Genomic DNA, 20,493 nt, shown 5'->3' on the forward strand with positions numbered 1-20,493 from the left:
TTAAATTACAGAAATTTGAACTGTTAGATCATTGTAGTCCCAGTCACTGCTTCCACTTTGCTGATTGTCTTCGAAGCCGAAGTGATTCATACCTAAAATCTTGAGATTGTTTGGCGTGCTGTTAGCGGAAGCATTGTTAGCTGTATAGATCAATCCATCGCTGGTAATCAGGACAGGGGCGTAAAGACCGTATTCGTTGGATTTGATGGTCCATTCCAGACTGGTTGTTTCGTTTCCAGTGAGATCAATTTGTTCTTCGTTGGGATTGATGAGTGATTGTCGAACCATATTCTGGAAGGCATCACTTCCATCAGCCTTGATTCCGTTGACACTCAAGACGTCGCTATCCTCATCGAAGCGTACGAAGGCGAGTCGGTTTTGTGATTCGGATTCGCTGCTTGCTTCGACTCTCAGAGTCACCATATCTTGGTGTAGAGCCTGCAGGTTAAAAACGCCAGTTTGTAGAGAGTTTTGCGAGCCAGCTATCAGGTAGTTGTCAAGGTTTTCCGGCGTCAGATGGCCGCTGATGGAGATTTCCAGTTTGTTGGGCTCCTGGTTCGAAAATCCAGATTCTTTATTGAGTAGTAACGACCAAGTTCCATTCTCAGTGCTCTCTTGAAGCTTGACCGCAAGAGAGGTTTGGTCTGTGTTCTCGTTGCTTGAGTTCTGGAATCGCAGTTCTTCTCCAGCCTGTAAGTAGATCTCACTACGACCGAGATTTTGATGATCAATGGTTGCTCCGATTTCACCAATTCGGTTTCGTTCATTGCTGATCAATAGGAGGCTGTCTTGCCATTCTTCGTCAGCACTTTCAGTGTTAAGTCTGACCCAGAGGCCCAGCCCCTCCGGTCCTTCAACGGTGAGGCCAAGTCCATCTGCTGTGGTGGTCAGCCTGGGCGGACTTTGCAGCTCAGCCGCCCCGATCGGGTCTTCGATGATGAATGGGTCGGGGTTGAGGTCTCCGGGGGCGTTGTCTCGAAGGAACAGTGTTGCCCCATCTGGCCTGCCATCGCCATCTCGATCCATGAGGATCCCTCCGAGGCCTGTGATCGGGTCGAAACCAAAGAAGCGAAGTTGACCGGAGGCATCCGGTTTGATCAGTGCGTTCCATAGGGATTCATCGTTGTCGAAGCGATAATCAACGCGATGAATGGCATTTGCAAATTGTTGGTTAGCGGTATCTCTGTAGGCGGCACTTTCAGATTTGGGAACGTCCCCATCGATGATCACTTCAGGGACGAGTCGGAATCCCACTTGATCGGTTGTATTCAGGACTGAGTTCGTTCTTTCTTGCGTTTGACTGTTGTTGTTTCTTCGGGTGAGCTGATTCAGAGCGTTGATGCTATCTCCTTTAATGCGCTCTGCTTCTCTTTTGATTCCCTGGAAGCGAAGTGCGATGCGTGAGATTAGTGCTCCACCAGCTTTTGTCGCTTGATCAAGCAGTGTGTTCTTGATCAAATTTAGGCTTGATCTCCCATTGTTAGAGGATGGGAAGGTGGCGACATCACTTTGTCTGAAGTCTGGAATGTCGTCATCATTATGGTCCCAGGGCTGTTGACTCACGGGGTCGATTTCGCGTTCAATTACATCTTCGACGCCGTCGTTATCTGAATCGAGTGTGCTTTGTAAAGATTCCAGGTCAGCCGAGTCAGTTCTTTTCCCCGAGGTTCCTGGGTTGGCTCCTTTTCTTGAAGCGCTTGTGTTGTCTGGCTCTGTGGGTTCTGATTGTTCGTCAGTGGCTATGGTGTTAACTGAAAACACGAGAACGTTGTCTGTTTCTGATCCATCTCGATTGAAGTTGCCGAATGAATTGCAGAATTTATTCGACTCAACACAGATAATTCCATCGTCTGTGCTGTCGATGGCTGGTGTGAATATGGCGCTGTAATTTGCTTCAGAGCCGGAGAAGTTTGAGATAGAGCCGCCCGAATAGGTGAGATCAGATTCGGTGAAATCACTCGATGGACTTGAGAGGGTAAAGATGACCTTGGCTGTCTGTCCTCGCTTGAGTGATCTCACCGCCGATGACAGTGCAATAGAAGGTGTACGAGTTTCTGCGTCCTTGCTGAGATTGCTGATGCTGTCTGATGCGTAGCATGTTGCGATATCACTTTCGCTACCAGTGAGTTCACTGATAGTGCTGGCATTGATGATGCCCGTCGTATGTCCATCTAATGTGTTGAGGATTGACGCTGCAAGGCTGGTGTCAATGAGAGTCACTGCTTCATCGCCGAGATTGCTGATGCCCGACGAGGTATAGGCTGCGTTGAGATCTGCGGCTGTGCCGCTGAGTGTATTAATGGTTCCGGCATCGATGCTGCTGCTTGTGTTGCCATCGAGTGTGTTGAGAATTGACGCACCGAGCGATGTATCGGTAAGGGTGATCATTTCACTGCCGAGATTGCTGAAGCCCGAGGAGGCATAGAGGGTGATGAGGTCTGCCGCAGTTCCAGTAAGTTTGTTGATATCGGTGGCATTGATGGCGACTGTGGTTTTGTCGCCAATACTGTTTAACGCAGAACTTGAAACGGATGAATCGGTAACGGAGATGGAGTAAGCATTTCCGGTTTCATTAAGTCCAGCGAGTGTCGCCATATCGCCATCTGAGATGGTTGCTGTGACCACACCGGTTGTGGCAGCCGCGAGAGTGTTGGCTTCCGAGGTGGTTGCTGTTCCTGTGCTTACGTTGAGATTTTCATCACCGAGATTGCTGATGCCTGAGGAGGCGTAGGCGGTGTTGAGCTCTGCTGCAGCACCTGAGAGTGTGTTGACCGAGCTGGCGTTCACGCTTCCTGATGTGTTGCCGTTGAGCGTGTTGAGAACTGAGGCAGCGAGGGTTGTATCGGTGAGGGTGACGGCCTCGTCACCGAGATTGCTGATGCCTGAGGAGGCGTAGGTGGTGTTGAGCTCTGCTGCAGCACCTGAGAGCGTTTTGATCGAGTTGGCATCGATGCCGCCGGATGTCTTGCCATCGAGCGTGTTGAGAACGGAGGCAGTGAGGGAGGTGTCGGTGAGGGTGACGGCCTCATCACCGAGGTTGCTGATGCCGGAGGAGGCGTAGGCGGTGTTCAGGTCAGCGGCAGCACCTGAGAGCGTGTTGATGGAGCCTGCATTGATGCTGCCGGATGTGTTGCCGTCGAGCGTGTTGAGGACCGAAGCGGTGAGTGAGGTATCGGTGAGGGTGATGGCCTCGTCACCGAGATTGCTGATGCCGGAGGAGGCGTAGGCGGTGTTGAGGTCAGCGGCCGTGCCTGAGAGTGTGTTGACGGAACTGGCATTGACGCTGCCGGAAGTGTTGCCATCGAGCGTGTTGAGAACGGTCGCTGTGAGGGAGGTGTCAGTGAGGGTGACGGCCTCATCACCGAGGTTGCTGATGCCGGAGGAGGCGTAGGCGGTGTTGAGGTCAGCGGCCGTGCCTGAGAGTGTGTTGACGGAACTGGCGTTCACGCTGCCGGATGTGTTGCCGTCGAGCGTGTTGAGAACTGAGGCAGCGAGGGTTGTATCGGTGAGGGTGACGGCCTCATTACCGAGATTGCTGATCCCAGTGGAGGCGTAAGCGGTGTTCAGATCTGCCGCTGTGCCTGAGAGTGTGTTGATGGAGTTGGCATCGATGGTGCCGGATGTGTTGCCGTTGAGCGTGTTGAGAACTGAGGCAGCGAGGGTTGTATCGGTGAGGGTGACGGCCTCGTCACCGAGATTGCTGATGCCGGAGGAGGCGTAGGCGGTGTTCAGTTCAGCGGCAGCACCTGAGAGCGTTTTGATCGAGTTGGCATCGATGCTGCCGGATGTGTTGCCGTCGAGCGTGTTGAGAATGCTGGCTGTGAGTGAGGTGTCGGTGAGGGTGACGGCCTCATCACCGAGGTTGCTGATGCCGGAGGAGGCGTAGGCGGTGTTCAGGTCAGCGGTCGTGCCGGAGAGTGTGTTGATCGAGTTGGCATCGACGCTGCCGGATGTGTTGCCGTCGAGCGTGTTGAGAACGGTCGCTGTGAGGGAGGTGTCGGTGAGGGTGACGGCCTCATTACCGAGATTGCTGATGCCTGAGGAGGCATAGGCGGTGTTCAGGTCAGTGGCAGCACCTGAGAGCGTTTTGATCGAGTTGGCATCGATGCCGCCGGATGTGTTGTCATCGAGCGTGTTGAGAACGGTCGCTGTGAGGGAGGTGTCGGTGAGGGTGACGGCTTCGTTGCCGAGGTTGCTGATGCCTGAGGAGGCGTAGGTGGTGTTGAGCTCTGCTGCAGCACCTGAGAGCGTTTTGATCGAGTTGGCATCGATGCCGCCGGATGTGTTGCCATCGAGCGTGTTGAGGATGCTGGCCGTGAGGGAGGTATCGGTGAGGGTGACGGCTTCGTTGCCGAGGTTGCTGATGCCGGAGGAGGCGTAGGCGGTGTTGAGATCAGCGGCCGTGCCGGACAGTGTGTTGATCGAGTTGGCATTGATGGTGCCGGATGTGTTGCCGTTGAGCGTGTTGAGAACTGAGGCAGCGAGGGTTGTATCGGTGAGGGTGACGGCCTCATTGCCGAGATTGCTGATGCCGGAGGAGGCGTAGGCGCTGTTCAGGTCAGTGGCAGCACCTGAGAGCGTGTTGATGGAGTTGGCATTGATGCTGCCGGATGTGTTGCCATCGAGCGTGTTGAGGATGCTGGCCGTGAGGGAGGTATCGGTGAGGGTGACGGCTTCGTTGCCGAGGTTGCTGATGCCGGAGGAGGCGTAGGCGGTGTTGAGATCAGCGGCCGTGCCGGACAGTGTGTTGATCGAGTTGGCATTGATGGTGCCGGATGTGTTGCCGTTGAGCGTGTTGAGAACTGAGGCAGCGAGGGTTGTATCGGTGAGGGTGACGGCCTCATTGCCGAGATTGCTGATGCCGGAGGAGGCGTAGGCGCTGTTCAGGTCAGTGGCAGCACCTGAGAGCGTGTTGATGGAGTTGGCATTGATGCTGCCGGATGTGTTGCCATCGAGCGTGTTGAGGATGCTGGCCGTGAGGGAGGTATCGGTGAGGGTGACGGCTTCGTTGCCGAGGTTGCTGATGCCTGAGGAGGCGTAGGCGGTGTTGAGCTCTGCTGCAGCACCTGAGAGTGTGTTGACCGAGCTGGCGTTCACGCTTCCTGATGTGTTTCCGTCGAGTGTGTTGAGAACGGTCGCTGTGAGGGAGGTGTCAGTGAGGGTGACGGCCTCGTTGCCGAGATTGCTGATGCCTGAGGAGGCGTAGGCGATGTTCAGATCTGCCGCTGTGCCCGTCAGGGTGTTGATGGAGTTGGCATTGATGGTGCCTGAGGTGCGCCCGTCGAGGGTATTGAGAATGGAGGCTGTGAGGGAGGTGTCGGTGAGGGTGACGGCTTCATCGCCGAGATTGCTGATGCCGGTGGAGGTGTAAGCGGTGTTCAGATCTGCCGCTGTGCCTGAGAGTGTGTTGATGGAGTTGGCATTGATGCTGCCTGAGGTGCGTCCATCGATCGTGTTGAGTGCTGATGCGGCGAGTGAGGTATCGGTGAGGGTGACGGCCTCATCACCGAGATTGTTGATGCCTGAGGAGGCGTAGGCGGTGTTCAGGTCAGCGGCCGTGCCGGTGAGTGTGTTGATGTTGCTGGCATCGATGGTGCCTGAGGTGTGTCCGTCGAGCGTGTTGAGAACGGAGGCAGTGAGGGAGGTGTCGGTGAGGGTGATGGCCTCGTCACCGAGATTGCTGATGCCGGAGGAGGCGTAGGCGGTGTTCAGATCTGCCGCTGTGCCCGACAGAGTGTTGATGGAGTTGGCATCGATGGTGCCTGAGGTGCGTCCGTCGAGGGTGTTGAGGATCGAAGCGGTGAGTGAGGTATCGGTGAGGGTGATGGCCTCGTCACCGAGATTGCTGATGCCGGAGGAGGCGTAGGCGGTGTTGAGCTCTGCTGCAGCACCCGTGAGCGTGTTGACGGAGCTGGCATTGACGCTGCCGGAAGTGTTGCCATCGAGCGTGTTGAGGACATCAGCTGTGAGTGAGGTGTCGGTGAGGGTGACGGCCTCATCACCGAGATTGCTGATGCCGGAGGAGGCGTAGGTGGTGTTCAGGTCAGTGGCATTGCCTGAGAGTGTGTTGATCGAGCTGGCATTGACGCTGCCTGAGGTGTGTCCGTCGAGCGTGTTGAGAACGGAGGCAGTGAGGGAGGTGTCGGTGAGGGTGACGGCTTCGTTGCCGAGGTTGCTGATGCCGGATGAGGCGTAGGCGGTGTTGAGCTCTGCTGCAGCACCTGAGAGCGTGTTGATGATGAACGCGTTGATGTTGCCTGAGGTTTTTGAGGCGAGGTTGTTGAGAACGGATGCAGACAGCGAGGTGTCGATGAGGGTGATTGCCTCATCGCCAAGTGTGTTGATCCCGGAGGAGGAGTAGGCGCTGATCAGGTCTGAGGCCGAGCCTATGAGGGTGTTGATGGAGGCAGCATTGATGACTCCCGTGGTGTGTCCATCAAGGCTGTTGAGGATTGAAGCGGTAAATGAAGCCCCGGAAAGGGTGAGCGCCTCGTCGTTGAGGCCTGAAATGCCGGATGAGCTGTAGGCGTTGATCAGGTCTGCGGCCGTTCCGGTGAGTGAGTTGATGGAGTTGGCATTGATGCTGCCTGATGTGTTGCCGTCGAGCGTGTTGAGGACGGATGCAGCGAGTGAGGTGTCGGTGAGGGTGACGGCCTCGTTGCCGAGGTTGCTGATGCCTGAGGAGGCGTAGGCGATGTTCAGATCTGCCGCTGTGCCCGTCAGGGTGTTGATGGAGTTGGCATTGATGGTGCCTGAGGTGCGCCCGCCGAGGGTATTGAGAACGGAGGCTGTGAGGGAGGTTTCGGTAAGGGTGACGGCTTCATCGCCGAGATTGCTGATGCCGGAGGAGGTGTAAGCGGTGTTCAGATCTGCCGCTGTGCCTGAGAGTGTGTTGATGGAGTTGGCATTGATGCTGCCTGAGGTGCGTCCATCGATCGTGTTGAGTGCTGATGCGGCGAGTGAGGTATCGGTGAGGGTGATGGCTTCATCGCCGAGATTGCTGATGCCTGAGGAGGCGTAGGCGGTGTTCAGATCTGCCGCTGTGCCCGACAGAGTGTTGATGGAATTGGCATTGATGCTGCCTGAGGTGCGTCCGTCGAGGGTATTGAGAACGGAAGCGGTGAGAGAGGTATCGCTGAGGGTGACGGCTTCATCGCCGAGATTGCTGATGCCGGAGGAGGCGTAGGCGGTGTTCAGATCTGCCGCTATGCCCGACAGAGTGTTGATGGAGTTGGCATCGATGCCGCCGGATGTGTTGTCATCGAGCGTGTTGAGAACGGTCGCTGTGAGGGAGGTGTCGGTGAGGGTGACGGCCTCATCACCGAGGTTGCTGATGCCGGAGGAGGCGTAGGCGGTGTTGAGCTCTGCTGCAGCACCTGAGAGCGTGTTGATGGAGCCTGCATTGATGCTGCCGGATGTGTTGCCGTCGAGGGTGTTGAGGACCGAAGCGGTGAGTGAGGTATCGGTGAGGGTGATGGCCTCATTACCGAGATTGCTGATGCCTGAGGAGGCGTAGGCGGTGTTCAGGTCAGCGGCCGTGCCTGAGAGTGTGTTGACGGAACTGGCGTTCACGCTGCCGGATGTGTTGCCGTCGAGCGTGTTGAGAACGGTCGCTGTGAGGGAGGTGTCGGTGAGGGTGACGGCCTCATTACCGAGATTGCTGATGCCTGAGGAGGCGTAGGCGGTGTTCAGGTCAGCGGCCGTGCCTGAGAGTGTGTTGATGTTGCTGGCATCGATGGTGCCTGAGGTGTGTCCGTCGAGCGTGTTGAGGATGGATGCGGCGAGTGAGGTATCGGTGAGGGTGACGGCTTCATCACCGAGATTGCTGATGCCGGAGGAGGCGTAGGCGGTGTTGAGATCAGCGGCCGTGCCGGACAGTGTGTTGATGGAGTTGGCATCGATGGTGCCTGAGGTGCGTCCATCGAGGGCGTTGAGAACGGATGCAGTGAGAGAGGTATCAGTGAGGGTGACGGCCTCATTGTCCAGTCCAGAGATGCCGCTTGACGTGTAGGCCGTGTTGAGGTCCGCGGCTGTACCTGTGAGTGTGTTGATGGATGAGGCATTGATGGTGCCTGAGGTGCGTCCATCGAGGGCGTTGAGAACGGATGCGGTGAGAGAGGTGTCAGTGAGGGTGATTGCCTCGTTGTTCAGGCCAGAGATGCCAGTTGAGGTGTAGGCGGTGTTGAGGTCCGCGGCAGTGCCGGAGAGTGTGTTGATGGATGAGGCATTGACAGTGCCTGAAGTGTTGCCGTCGAGGTTGTTGAGAACGGTCGCGGTGAGGGAGGTGTCGGTGAGGGTGACGGCCTCATTGCCGAGGTTGCTGATACCACCTGCCGCATTCGAGGCATAGGCGGTGTTGAGGTCCGTGGCCGTACCGGTGAGGGTGTTGATGGAGCTGGCATCGATGGTGCCGGATGTGTTGCCATCGAGTGTGTTGAGGACCGATGCGGACAGAGAGCTGTCAGTGAGCGTGACGGGCTCATTGCCAAGGCCTGAAACACCGCTGGAGGCGTAGGCGGTGTTGAGATCTGATGCACTGCCCGTTAGAGAGGCAACGCCTGATGCATTGATCACCCTGCTGTTGGCCGCATCAATAGCGTTTAAAAGATCTGCCTGGATGTTGGCGAACGTAAAGATGATTTCTTCGTCACCTAGACCGGTAAAACCTCCAGATGTGTAAGCAGTTGCGATATCACTAATTGCACCAACGATTTGGGTGATATTTTCGCAGTCAATATTGACGGTTGTTTTGCTGTTTAAAGTATTTAATTCATCCGCATTGACGCGTGTATCGGTGATGGTGACGGCGTAGGTGTTGCTGGTTTCGGTAAGACCGGCAAGGGTGGCCATGTCTCCTTCGGAGATGGTGGCGGTGACGACACCGGATGTGTCGGCGGCAAGGCTGTTCGCCTGGGACGTGGAAGCAGTGCCGCTACTAACGTTGATCGCCTCATTGCCAAGGCCTGAGATGCCGGAGCCGTTGGCGGCGTAGGCGCTGATCAGGTCTGCAGCCGTTCCGGAGAGCGTGTTGATGGAGTTGGCATTGATGGAGCCTGAGGTGTGGCCATCCAGGGTGTTGAGAACGGAGACGGCGAGGGTCGTGTCGGTGAGGGTGACAGCCTCGTTGGCCAGGCCGGAGATGCCACCGGAGTCGTAGGCGGTGATCAGATCAGCTGCGCTGCCGGAGAGCGAGGTGATGTTGGAGGCATCGATGGCGCCGGAAGTATTGCTATCGAGAGTGTTGAGAACGGAGACAGCGAGGCTGGTGTCGGAAAGAGTGACGGCCTCGTTGTTGAGACCAGAGATGGAGCCGTTGCCGTTGGCGGAGTAAGCGGTGATCAGGTCAGCTGCTGCACCCGTGAGGGTGGTGATGTTGCTGGCGTTGATGGCAACAGTTGTTTTGCCATCGAGTGTGTTGAGAGCAGCGGCAGCAACGGATGTGTCGGTGATGGCGATGGTGTAAGCGTTGCCGGTTTCGCTGAGCCCGGCGAGTGTGTCCATGTCGCCATCGGAGATGGTGGCGGTGACCACACCAGACGTGGCGGCGGCGAGGTCGTTGGCCTGTGAGGTGGAGGCAGTGCCGCTGTTGACGTTGACGGCAGTAGCGCCAAGGTTGTGGATGCCACCTGATGCGAAGGCGGAGATGAGGTCTGTTGCTGCACCGGTGAGGGTGTTGATGGAGTTGGCATTGATGGTGCCTGAGGTGCGACCGTCGAGGGCATTGAGAACGGAGACGGCGAGGGTCGTGTCGGTGAGGGTGACAGCCTCGTTGGCCAGGCCGGAGATGCCACCGGAGTCGTAGGCGGTGATCAGATCAGCTGCGCTGCCGGAGAGCGAGGTGATGTTGGAGGCATCGATGGCGCCGGAAGTATTGCTATCGAGAGTGTTGAGAACAGAGACGGCGAGGGAAGTGTCGGAGAGTGTGGCTGCTTCATTGCCGAGGCCTGTGATGGAGCCGTTGCCGTAGGCGGAGTAAGCGGTGATCAGGTCAGCTGCTGCACCTGTGAGGGTGGTGATGTTGCTGGCGTTGATGGCAACAGTTGTTTTGCCATCGAGTGTGTTGAGAGCAGCGGCAGCAACGGATGTGTCGGTGATGGCGATGGTGTAAGCGTTGCCGGTTTCGCTGAGCCCGGCGAGCGTGACCATGTCGCCATCGGAGATGGTTGCGGTGACCACGGCGGAAGTGGCAGCTGAGAGAGTGTTGGCCTGGGAAGTGTCGGCAGTGCCGCTGCTGACGTTGACGGTTTCGTCACCGAGGCCTGTGATGGAGCCGTTGTCGTATGCGGTGTAGACGGTGATCAGATCAGCTGCGCTGCCGGAGAGCGAGGTGATGTTGGAGGCATTGATGGTGCCGGAAGTATTGCTATCGAGAGTGTTGAGAACGGAGACGGCGAGGGAAGTGTCGGAGAGTGTGGCTGCTTCATTGCCGAGGCCTGTGATGCCGGAAGAGGCATAAGCGGTGTTGAGGTCAGCTGCTGCGCCAGTGAGGGTGGTGATGGAATTGGCATTGATGGTGCCTGAGGTGCGTCCATCGAGGTCGTTGAGAACGGAGACGGCGAGGGTCGTGTCGGAGAGAGTGACGGCCTCGTTGTTCAGGCCAGAGATGCCGCTTGATGTGTAGGCCGTGTTGAGGTCAGCGGCTGTGCCTGTGAGTGTGTTGATGGAACCAGCATTGATGGTGCCGGAAGTATTGCTATCGAGAGTGTTGAGAACAGAGACGGCGAGGGAGGTGTCGGAGAGTGTGGCTGCTTCATTGCCGAGGCCAGAGATGCCGGAAGAGGCGTAAGCGGTATTGAGATCAGCTGCGCTGCCGGAGAGTGAGGTGATGTTGGAGGCATCGATGGCGCCGGAAGTATTGCTATCGAGAGTGTTGAGAACGGAGACGGCGAGGGAGGTGTCGGAGAGTGTGGCTGCTTCATTGCCGAGGCCTGTGATGGAGCCGCCGCCGTAGGCGGAGTAAGCGGTGATCAGGTCAGCTGCTGCACCTGTGAGGGTGGTGATGTTGCTGGCGTTGATGGCAACAGTTGTTTTGCCATCGAGTGTGTTGAGAGCAGCTGCAGCAACGGATGTGTCGGTGATGGCGATGGTGTAAGCGTTGCCGGTTTCGCTGAGCCCGGCGAGTGTGCTCATGTCGCCATCGGAGATGGTGGCGGTGACCACGGCGGAAGTGGCCGCTGAGAGAGTGTTGGCCTGGGAAGTGTCGGCAGTGCCGCTGCTGACGTTGACGGTTTCGTCACTGAGGCCTGTGATGGAGCCGTTGTCGTAGGCGGTGTAAGCGGTGATCAGATCAGCTGCGCTGCCGGAGAGTGAGGTGATGTTGGAGGCATCGATGGCGCCGGAAGTATTGCTATCGAGAGTGTTGAGAACGGAGACGGCGAGGGAAGTGTCGGAGAGTGTGGCTGCTTCATTGCCGAGGCCTGTGATGGAGCCGTTGCCGTAGGCGGTGTAAGCGGTGATCAGATCAGCTGCTGCACCTGTGAGGGTGGTGATGTTGCTGGCATTGATGGCAACAGTTGTTTTGCCATCGAGTGTGTTGAGAGCAGCTGCAGCAACGGATGTGTCGGTGATGGCGATGGTGTAAGCGTTGCCGGTTTCGCTGAGCCCGGCGAGTGTGCTCATGTCGCCATCGGAGATGGTGGCGGTGACCACGGCGGAAGTGGCGGCAGCGAGGGCATTGGCCTGTGAGGTGGAAGCGCTGCCACTGCTGACGTTGATGGTTTCGTCACCGAGGCCTGTGATGGAGCCGTTGCCGTAGGCGGTGTAAGCGGTGATCAGATCAGCTGCTGCACCTGTGAGGGTGGTGATGTTGCTGGCATTGATGGCAACAGTTGTTTTGCCATCGAGTGTGTTGAGAGCAGCGGCAGTAACGGATGTGTCGGTGATGGCGATGGTGTAAGCGTTGCCGGTTTCGCTGAGCCCAGCGAGTGTGCTCATGTCGCCATCGGAGATGGTGGCGGTGACCACGGCGGAAGTGGCAGCTGAGAGAGTGTTGGCCTGGGAAGTGTCGGCAGTGCCACTGCTGACGTTGACGGTTTCGTCACCGAGGCCTGTGATGGAGCCGTTGTCGTATGCGGTGTAGGCGGTGATCAGATCAGCTGCGCTGCCGGAGAGCGAGGTGATGTTGGAGGCATCGATGGCGCCGGAAGTATTGCTATCGAGAGTGTTGAGAACGGAGACGGCGAGGGAAGTGTCGGAGAGTGTGGCTGCTTCATTGCCGAGGCCAGAGATGCCGCTTGATGTGTAGGCCGTGTTGAGGTCAGCGGCTGTGCCTGTGAGTGTGTTGATGGAACCAGCATTGATGGTGCCGGAAGTATTGCTATCGAGAGTGTTGAGAACAGAGACGGCGAGGGAAGTGTCGGAGAGTGTGGCTGCTTCATTGCCGAGGCCAGAGATGCCGGAAGAGGCGTAAGCGGTATTGAGATCAGCTGCGCTGCCGGAGAGTGAGGTGATGTTGGAGGCATCGATGGCGCCGGAAGTATTGCTATCGAGAGTGTTGAGAACGGAGACGGCGAGGGAAGTGTCGGAGAGTGTGGCTGCTTCATTGCCGAGGCCTGTGATGGAGCCGTTGCCGTAGGCGGTGTAAGCGGTGATCAGATCAGCTGCTGCACCTGTGAGGGTGGTGATGTTGCTGGCGTTGATGGCAACAGTTGTTTTGCCATCGAGTGTGTTGAGAGCAGCTGCAGCAACGGATGTGTCGGTGATGGCGATGGTGTAAGCGTTGCCGGTTTCGCTGAGCCCGGCGAGTGTGCTCATGTCGCCATCGGAGATGGTGGCGGTGACCACGGCGGAAGTGGCGGCAGCGAGGGCATTGGCCTGTGAGGTGGAAGCGCTGCCACTGCTGACGTTGACGGTTTCGTCACCGAGGCCTGTGATGGAGCCGTTGCCGTAGGCGGTGTAAGCGGTGATCAGATCAGCTGCTGCACCTGTGAGGGTGGTGATGTTGCTGGCATTGATGGCAACAGTTGTTTTGCCATCGAGTGTGTTGAGAGCAGCTGCAGCAACGGATGTGTCGGTGATGGCGATGGTGTAAGCGTTGCCGGTTTCGCTGAGCCCGGCGAGTGTGCTCATGTCGCCATCGGAGATGGTGGCGGTGACCACGGCGGAAGTGGCGGCAGCGAGGGCATTGGCCTGTGAGGTGGAAGCGCTGCCACTGCTGACGTTGATGGTTTCGTCACCGAGGCCTGTGATGGAGCCGTTGCCGTAGGCGGTGTAAGCGGTGATCAGATCAGCTGCTGCACCTGTGAGGGTGGTGATGTTGCTGGCATTGATGGCAACAGTTGTTTTGCCATCGAGTGTGTTGAGAGCAGCGGCAGTAACGGATGTGTCGGTGATGGCGATGGTGTAAGCGTTGCCGGTTTCGCTGAGCCCGGCGAGTGTGCTCATGTCGCCATCGGAGATGGTGGCGGTGACCACGGCGGAAGTGGCGGCAGCGAGGGCATTGGCCTGTGAGGTGGAAGCGCTGCCACTGCTGACGTTGACGGTTTCGTCACCGAGGCCTGTGATGGAGCCGTTGTCGTATGCGGTGTAGGCGGTGATCAGATCAGCTGCGCTGCCGGAGAGCGAGGTGATGTTGGAGGCATCGATGGCGCCGGAAGTATTGCTATCGAGAGTGTTGAGAACAGAGACGGCGAGGGAAGTGTCGGAGAGTGTGGCTGCTTCATTGCCGAGGCCTGTGATGGAGCCGTTGCCGTAGGCGGAGTAAGCGGTGATCAGGTCAGCTGCTGCACCTGTGAGGGTGGTGATGTTGCTGGCGTTGATGGCAACAGTTGTTTTGCCATCGAGTGTGTTGAGAGCAGCGGCAGCAACGGATGTGTCGGTGATGGCGATGGTGTAAGCGTTGCCGGTTTCGCTGAGCCCGGCGAGCGTGACCATGTCGCCATCGGAGATGGTTGCGGTGACCACGGCGGAAGTGGCAGCTGAGAGAGTGTTGGCCTGGGAAGTGTCGGCAGTGCCGCTGCTGACGTTGACGGTTTCGTCACCGAGGCCTGTGATGGAGCCGTTGTCGTATGCGGTGTAGACGGTGATCAGATCAGCTGCGCTGCCGGAGAGCGAGGTGATGTTGGAGGCATTGATGGTGCCGGAAGTATTGCTATCGAGAGTGTTGAGAACGGAGACGGCGAGGGAAGTGTCGGAGAGTGTGGCTGCTTCATTGCCGAGGCCTGTGATGCCGGAAGAGGCATAAGCGGTGTTGAGGTCAGCTGCTGCGCCAGTGAGGGTGGTGATGGAATTGGCATTGATGGTGCCTGAGGTGCGTCCATCGAGGTCGTTGAGAACGGAGACGGCGAGGGTCGTGTCGGAGAGAGTGACGGCCTCGTTGTTCAGGCCAGAGATGCCGCTTGATGTGTAGGCCGTGTTGAGGTCAGCGGCTGTGCCTGTGAGTGTGTTGATGGAACCAGCATTGATGGTGCCGGAAGTATTGCTATCGAGAGTGTTGAGAACAGAGACGGCGAGGGAGGTGTCGGAGAGTGTGGCTGCTTCATTGCCGAGGCCAGAGATGCCGGAAGAGGCGTAAGCGGTATTGAGATCAGCTGCGCTGCCGGAGAGTGAGGTGATGTTGGAGGCATCGATGGCGCCGGAAGTATTGCTATCGAGAGTGTTGAGAACGGAGACGGCGAGGGAGGTGTCGGAGAGTGTGGCTGCTTCATTGCCGAGGCCTGTGATGGAGCCGCCGCCGTAGGCGGAGTAAGCGGTGATCAGGTCAGCTGCTGCACCTGTGAGGGTGGTGATGTTGCTGGCGTTGATGGCAACAGTTGTTTTGCCATCGAGTGTGTTGAGAGCAGCTGCAGCAACGGATGTGTCGGTGATGGCGATGGTGTAAGCGTTGCCGGTTTCGCTGAGCCCGGCGAGTGTGCTCATGTCGCCATCGGAGATGGTGGCGGTGACCACGGCGGAAGTGGCCGCTGAGAGAGTGTTGGCCTGGGAAGTGTCGGCAGTGCCGCTGCTGACGTTGACGGTTTCGTCACTGAGGCCTGTGATGGAGCCGTTGTCGTAGGCGGTGTAAGCGGTGATCAGATCAGCTGCGCTGCCGGAGAGTGAGGTGATGTTGGAGGCATCGATGGCGCCGGAAGTATTGCTATCGAGAGTGTTGAGAACGGAGACGGCGAGGGAAGTGTCGGAGAGTGTGGCTGCTTCATTGCCGAGGCCTGTGATGGAGCCGTTGCCGTAGGCGGTGTAAGCGGTGATCAGATCAGCTGCTGCACCTGTGAGGGTGGTGATGTTGCTGGCATTGATGGCAACAGTTGTTTTGCCATCGAGTGTGTTGAGAGCAGCTGCAGCAACGGATGTGTCGGTGATGGCGATGGTGTAAGCGTTGCCGGTTTCGCTGAGCCCGGCGAGTGTGCTCATGTCGCCATCGGAGATGGTGGCGGTGACCACGGCGGAAGTGGCGGCAGCGAGGGCATTGGCCTGTGAGGTGGAAGCGCTGCCACTGCTGACGTTGATGGTTTCGTCACCGAGGCCTGTGATGGAGCCGTTGCCGTAGGCGGTGTAAGCGGTGATCAGATCAGCTGCTGCACCTGTGAGGGTGGTGATGTTGCTGGCATTGATGGCAACAGTTGTTTTGCCATCGAGTGTGTTGAGAGCAGCGGCAGTAACGGATGTGTCGGTGATGGCGATGGTGTAAGCGTTGCCGGTTTCGCTGAGCCCAGCGAGTGTGCTCATGTCGCCATCGGAGATGGTGGCGGTGACCACGGCGGAAGTGGCAGCTGAGAGAGTGTTGGCCTGGGAAGTGTCGGCAGTGCCACTGCTGACGTTGACGGTTTCGTCACCGAGGCCTGTGATGGAGCCGTTGTCGTATGCGGTGTAGGCGGTGATCAGATCAGCTGCGCTGCCGGAGAGCGAGGTGATGTTGGAGGCATCGATGGCGCCGGAAGTATTGCTATCGAGAGTGTTGAGAACGGAGACGGCGAGGGAAGTGTCGGAGAGTGTGGCTGCTTCATTGCCGAGGCCAGAGATGCCGCTTGATGTGTAGGCCGTGTTGAGGTCAGCGGCTGTGCCTGTGAGTGTGTTGATGGAACCAGCATTGATGGTGCCGGAAGTATTGCTATCGAGAGTGTTGAGAACAGAGACGGCGAGGGAAGTGTCGGAGAGTGTGGCTGCTTCATTGCCGAGGCCAGAGATGCCGGAAGAGGCGTAAGCGGTATTGAGATCAGCTGCGCTGCCGGAGAGTGAGGTGATGTTGGAGGCATCGATGGCGCCGGAAGTATTGCTATCGAGAGTGTTGAGAACGGAGACGGCGAGGGAAGTGTCGGAGAGTGTGGCTGCTTCATTGCCGAGGCCTGTGATGGAGCCGTTGCCGTAGGCGGTGTAAGCGGTGATCAGATCAGCTGCTGCACCTGTGAGGGTGGTGATGTTGCTGGCATTGATGGCAACAGTTGTTTTGCCATCGAGTGTGTTGAGAGCAGCTGCAGCAACGGATGTGTCGGTGATGGCGATGGTGTAAGCGTTGCCGGTTTCGCTGAGCCCGGCGAGTGTGCTCATGTCGCCATCGGAGATGGTGGCGGTGACCACGGCGGAAGTGGCGGCAGCGAGGGCATTGGCCTGTGAGGTGGAAGCGCTGCCACTGCTGACGTTGATGGTTTCGTCACCGAGGCCTGTGATGGAGCCGTTGCCGTAGGCGGTGTAAGCGGTGATCAGATCAGCTGCTGCACCTGTGAGGGTGGTGATGTTGCTGGCATTGATGGCAACAGTTGTTTTGCCATCGAGTGTGTTGAGAGCAGCGGCAGTAACGGATGTGTCGGTGATGGCGATGGTGTAAGCGTTGCCGGTTTCGCTGAGCCCGGCGAGTGTGCTCATGTCGCCATCGGAGATGGTGGCGGTGACCACGGCGGAAGTGGCGGCAGCGAGGGCATTGGCCTGTGAGGTGGAAGCGCTGCCACTGCTGACGTTGATGGTTTCGTCACCGAGGCCTGTGATGGAGCCGTTGCCGTAGGCGGTGTAAGCGGTGATCAGATCAGCTGCTGCACCTGTGAGGGTGGTGATGTTGCTGGCATTGATGGCAACAGTTGTTTTGCCATCGAGTGTGTTGAGAGCAGCGGCAGTAACGGATGTGTCGGTGATGGCGATGGTGTAAGCGTTGCCGGTTTCGCTGAGCCCGGCGAGTGTGCTCATGTCGCCATCGGAGATGGTGGCGGTGACCACGGCGGAAGTGGCGGCAGCGAGGGCATTGGCCTGTGAGGTGGAAGCGCTGCCACTGCTGACGTTGACGGTTTCGTCACCGAGGCCTGTGATGGAGCCGTTGTCGTATGCGGTGTAGGCGGTGATCAGATCAGCTGCGCTGCCGGAGAGCGAGGTGATGTTGGAGGCATCGATGGCGCCGGAAGTATTGCTATCGAGAGTGTTGAGAACAGAGACGGCGAGGGTCGTGTCGGAGAGAGTGACGGCCTCGTTGTTCAGGCCAGAGATGCCGCTTGATGTGTAGGCCGTGTTGAGGTCAGCGGCTGTGCCTGTGAGTGTGTTGATGGAACCAGCATTGATGGTGCCGGAAGTATTGCTATCGAGAGTGTTGAGAACAGAGACGGCGAGGGAAGTGTCGGAGAGTGTGGCTGCTTCATTGCCGAGGCCAGAGATGCCGGAAGAGGCGTAAGCGGTATTGAGATCAGCTGCGCTGCCGGAGAGTGAGGTGATGTTGGAGGCATCGATGGCGCCGGAAGTATTGCTATCGAGAGTGTTGAGAACGGAGACGGCGAGGGAAGTGTCGGAGAGTGTGGCTGCTTCATTGCCGAGGCCTGTGATGGAGCCGTTGCCGTAGGCGGTGTAAGCGGTGATCAGATCAGCTGCTGCACCTGTGAGGGTGGTGATGTTGCTGGCATTGATGGCAACAGTTGTTTTGCCATCGAGTGTGTTGAGAGCAGCGGCAGCGACGGATGTGTCGGTGATGGCGATGGTGTAAGCGTTGCCGGTTTCGCTGAGCCCGGCGAGTGTGTCCATGTCGCCATCGGAGATGGTGGCGGTGACCACGGCGGAAGTGGCAGCCGAGAGCGTGTTGGCTTGCGCTGTGGTGATGGTCCCACTGCTGACGTTGATGGTTTCGTCACCGAGGCCTGTGATGGAGCCGTTGCCGTAGGCGGTGTAAGCAGTGATTAGATCAGCTGCTGTACCTGAGAGGGAATTGATGGAGCCGGCATTGATGGTGCCTGAGGTGTGTCCGTCGAGCGCGTTGAGAATGGATGCAGCGAGGGATGTATCTGTGAGTGTGATGGCCTCGTCGCTGAGGCCAGAAATTCCGGCTGAGGTGTAGGCGGTGTTGAGGTCAGCTGCTGCACCGCTGAGGGTGTCGATGGAGCTGGCATTGATGGTGCCGGAGGTGTTGCTGTCGAGCGTGTTGAGGACTGAGGCTGAGAGCGACGTATCGGAGAGGGTGACGGCTTCGTTATTGAGACCGGAGATGCCACTGGATGCGTAGGCGGTGTTCAGATCAGCGGCTGCACCGGTGAGGGTGGTGATGTTGCTGGCGTTGATGGTGGTGTCTGTTTTCCCGTCCAGGGTGTTGAGAGCAGTAGCAGCAACGGATGTGTCGGTGATGGTGATGCTCAAGTTGTGTCCGCTCTCATTGATTCCTGCCAATGTGGCCATATCTCCGTTGGAGATTGTGGCCGTCAGGCTTCGACTGCCATGCGAAATTAATCCTGAAAGAGTATTGGCTTCTGCAACAGTGATTGACCCGCTTGCTGTGAAGCTGCAATTGCTGCCTAAGCCGGAAATCGTTCCGGCAGTTTCGGCCGCATACGTTGAAATAATGCTTGCATAAGTTCCGGTTAGCCTCGTTATTCGTGCTGCATTGATCGTGACAGTCGTCAACGCATCAATGCTTAAAAGATCAGTGGTGGCAACGGTTCTATCACGTATGAAAATTGAGTAAGCATTGCCTGTGCCATTAAGGGTCAGGGCGTTGGAAACAAGCAGAGCGCTGGTTCCATTTGAGTCTGTCACTGTTGCAGTAACGACTCCCGACGTGTGGCCATTCAGTGTGTTTGCTTCTGAAGCGCGAATCCGGTTGTTAACGGTGATGGCTTCATTGCCAAGGCCTGTGATTGCGCCACTGCCTGCTGCTGTGTACGCAGTGTTGAGTGAGTTGTAGTCATCACTTGTCAGCGTATTGATGCTGCTGGCATCGATGGCGCCTGAGGTGTTGCCGTCGAGGTCATTGAGAACGGAAACAGCGAGGGTTGTGTCGTTGAGGGTGGCTGCCTCATTGCCGAGGCCAGAGATGCCGGAAGAGGCATAAGCGGTATTGAGGTCAGCTGCTGCACCTGTGAGGGTGGTGATGTTGCTGGCGTTGATGGCAACAGTTGTTTTGCCATCGAGTGTGTTGAGAGCAGCGGCAGCAACGGATGTGTCGGTGATGGCGATGGTGTAGGCGTTGCCGGTTTCGCTGAGCCCGGCGAGTGTGTCCATGTCGCCATCGGAGATGGTGGCGGTGACCACGGCGGAAGTGGCAGCTGAGAGAGTGTTGGCCTGGGAAGTGTCGGCAGTGCCACTGCTGACGTTGACGGTTTCGTCACCGAGGCCTGTGATGGAGCCGTTGTCGTATGCGGTGTAGGCGGTGATCAGATCAGCTGCGCTGCCGGAGAGCGAGGTGATGTTGGAGGCATCGATGGTGCCGGAAGTATTGCTATCGAGAGTGTTGAGAACGGAGACGGCGAGGGAAGTGTCGGAGAGTGTGGCTGCTTCATTGCCGAGGCCAGAGATGCCGGAAGAGGCGTAAGCGGTATTGAGATCAGCTGCGCTGCCGGAGAGTGAGGTGATGTTGGAGGCATCGATGGCGCCGGAAGTATTGCTATCGAGAGTGTTGAGAACGGAGACGGCGAGGGAAGTGTCGGAGAGTGTGGCTGCTTCATTGCCGAGGCCTGTGATGGAGCCGCCGCCGTAGGCGGAATAAGCGGTGATCAGGTCAGCTGCTGCACCTGTGAGGGTGGTGATGTTGCTGGCATTGATGGCAACAGTTGTTTTGCCATCGAGTGTGTTGAGAGCAGCGGCCGCAACACTGTTGTCGGTGATGGTGATGGTGTAGGCGTTACCGGTTTCAGTAAGTCCGGTGAGAGTATCCATGTCGCCATCGGAGATGGTGGCGGTGACTACACCGGACGTGTCGGCGGCGAGGGCATTGGCCTGTGCAGTGGAAGCACTGCCGCTGTTGACATTGATGGCTTCATTGCCCAGGCCATTGATGCCGCCAGAGTCATAAGCAGTGATTAGATCAGCTGCTGTACCTGAGAGGGAATTGATGGAGCCGGCATTGATGGTGCCTGAGGTGTTGCCGTCGAGGTCGTTGAGAACGGATACGGCGAGGGAAGTGTCGGAGAGTGTGGCTGCTTCATTGCCGAGGCCTGTGATGCTGGAGCCATTGGCGGTGTAGGCGGTGTTGAGGTCAGCGGCTGCACCGGTGAGAGTGTTGATGTTGCTGGCGTTGATGGCAACGGAGGTTTTGCCATCGAGAGTGTTGAGAGCAGCAGCAGCAACGCTGTTGTCGGTGATGGTAATGGCGTAGGCGTT

1 protein-coding gene (cut by a window edge) is annotated in these 20,493 nt (G+C 57.6%); it reads right to left on the reverse strand.

Features of this window, described 5'->3' with window-relative positions; genetic code table 11:
* Positions 1-20,493, reverse strand: the 3' portion of a protein-coding gene (locus tag SIB58_RS15610; protein ID WP_414494681.1) for a hypothetical protein. It continues 6,534 nt past the right edge of the window; only the last 20,493 of its 27,027 coding nucleotides appear in the window; its start codon lies off the right edge, out of view — the gene reads right to left on this strand; its stop codon occupies positions 1-3.

It is taken from the genome of Synechococcus sp. MIT S9504, assembly GCF_047497135.1.
Lineage (GTDB): Bacteria > Cyanobacteriota > Cyanobacteriia > PCC-6307 > Cyanobiaceae > Synechococcus_C.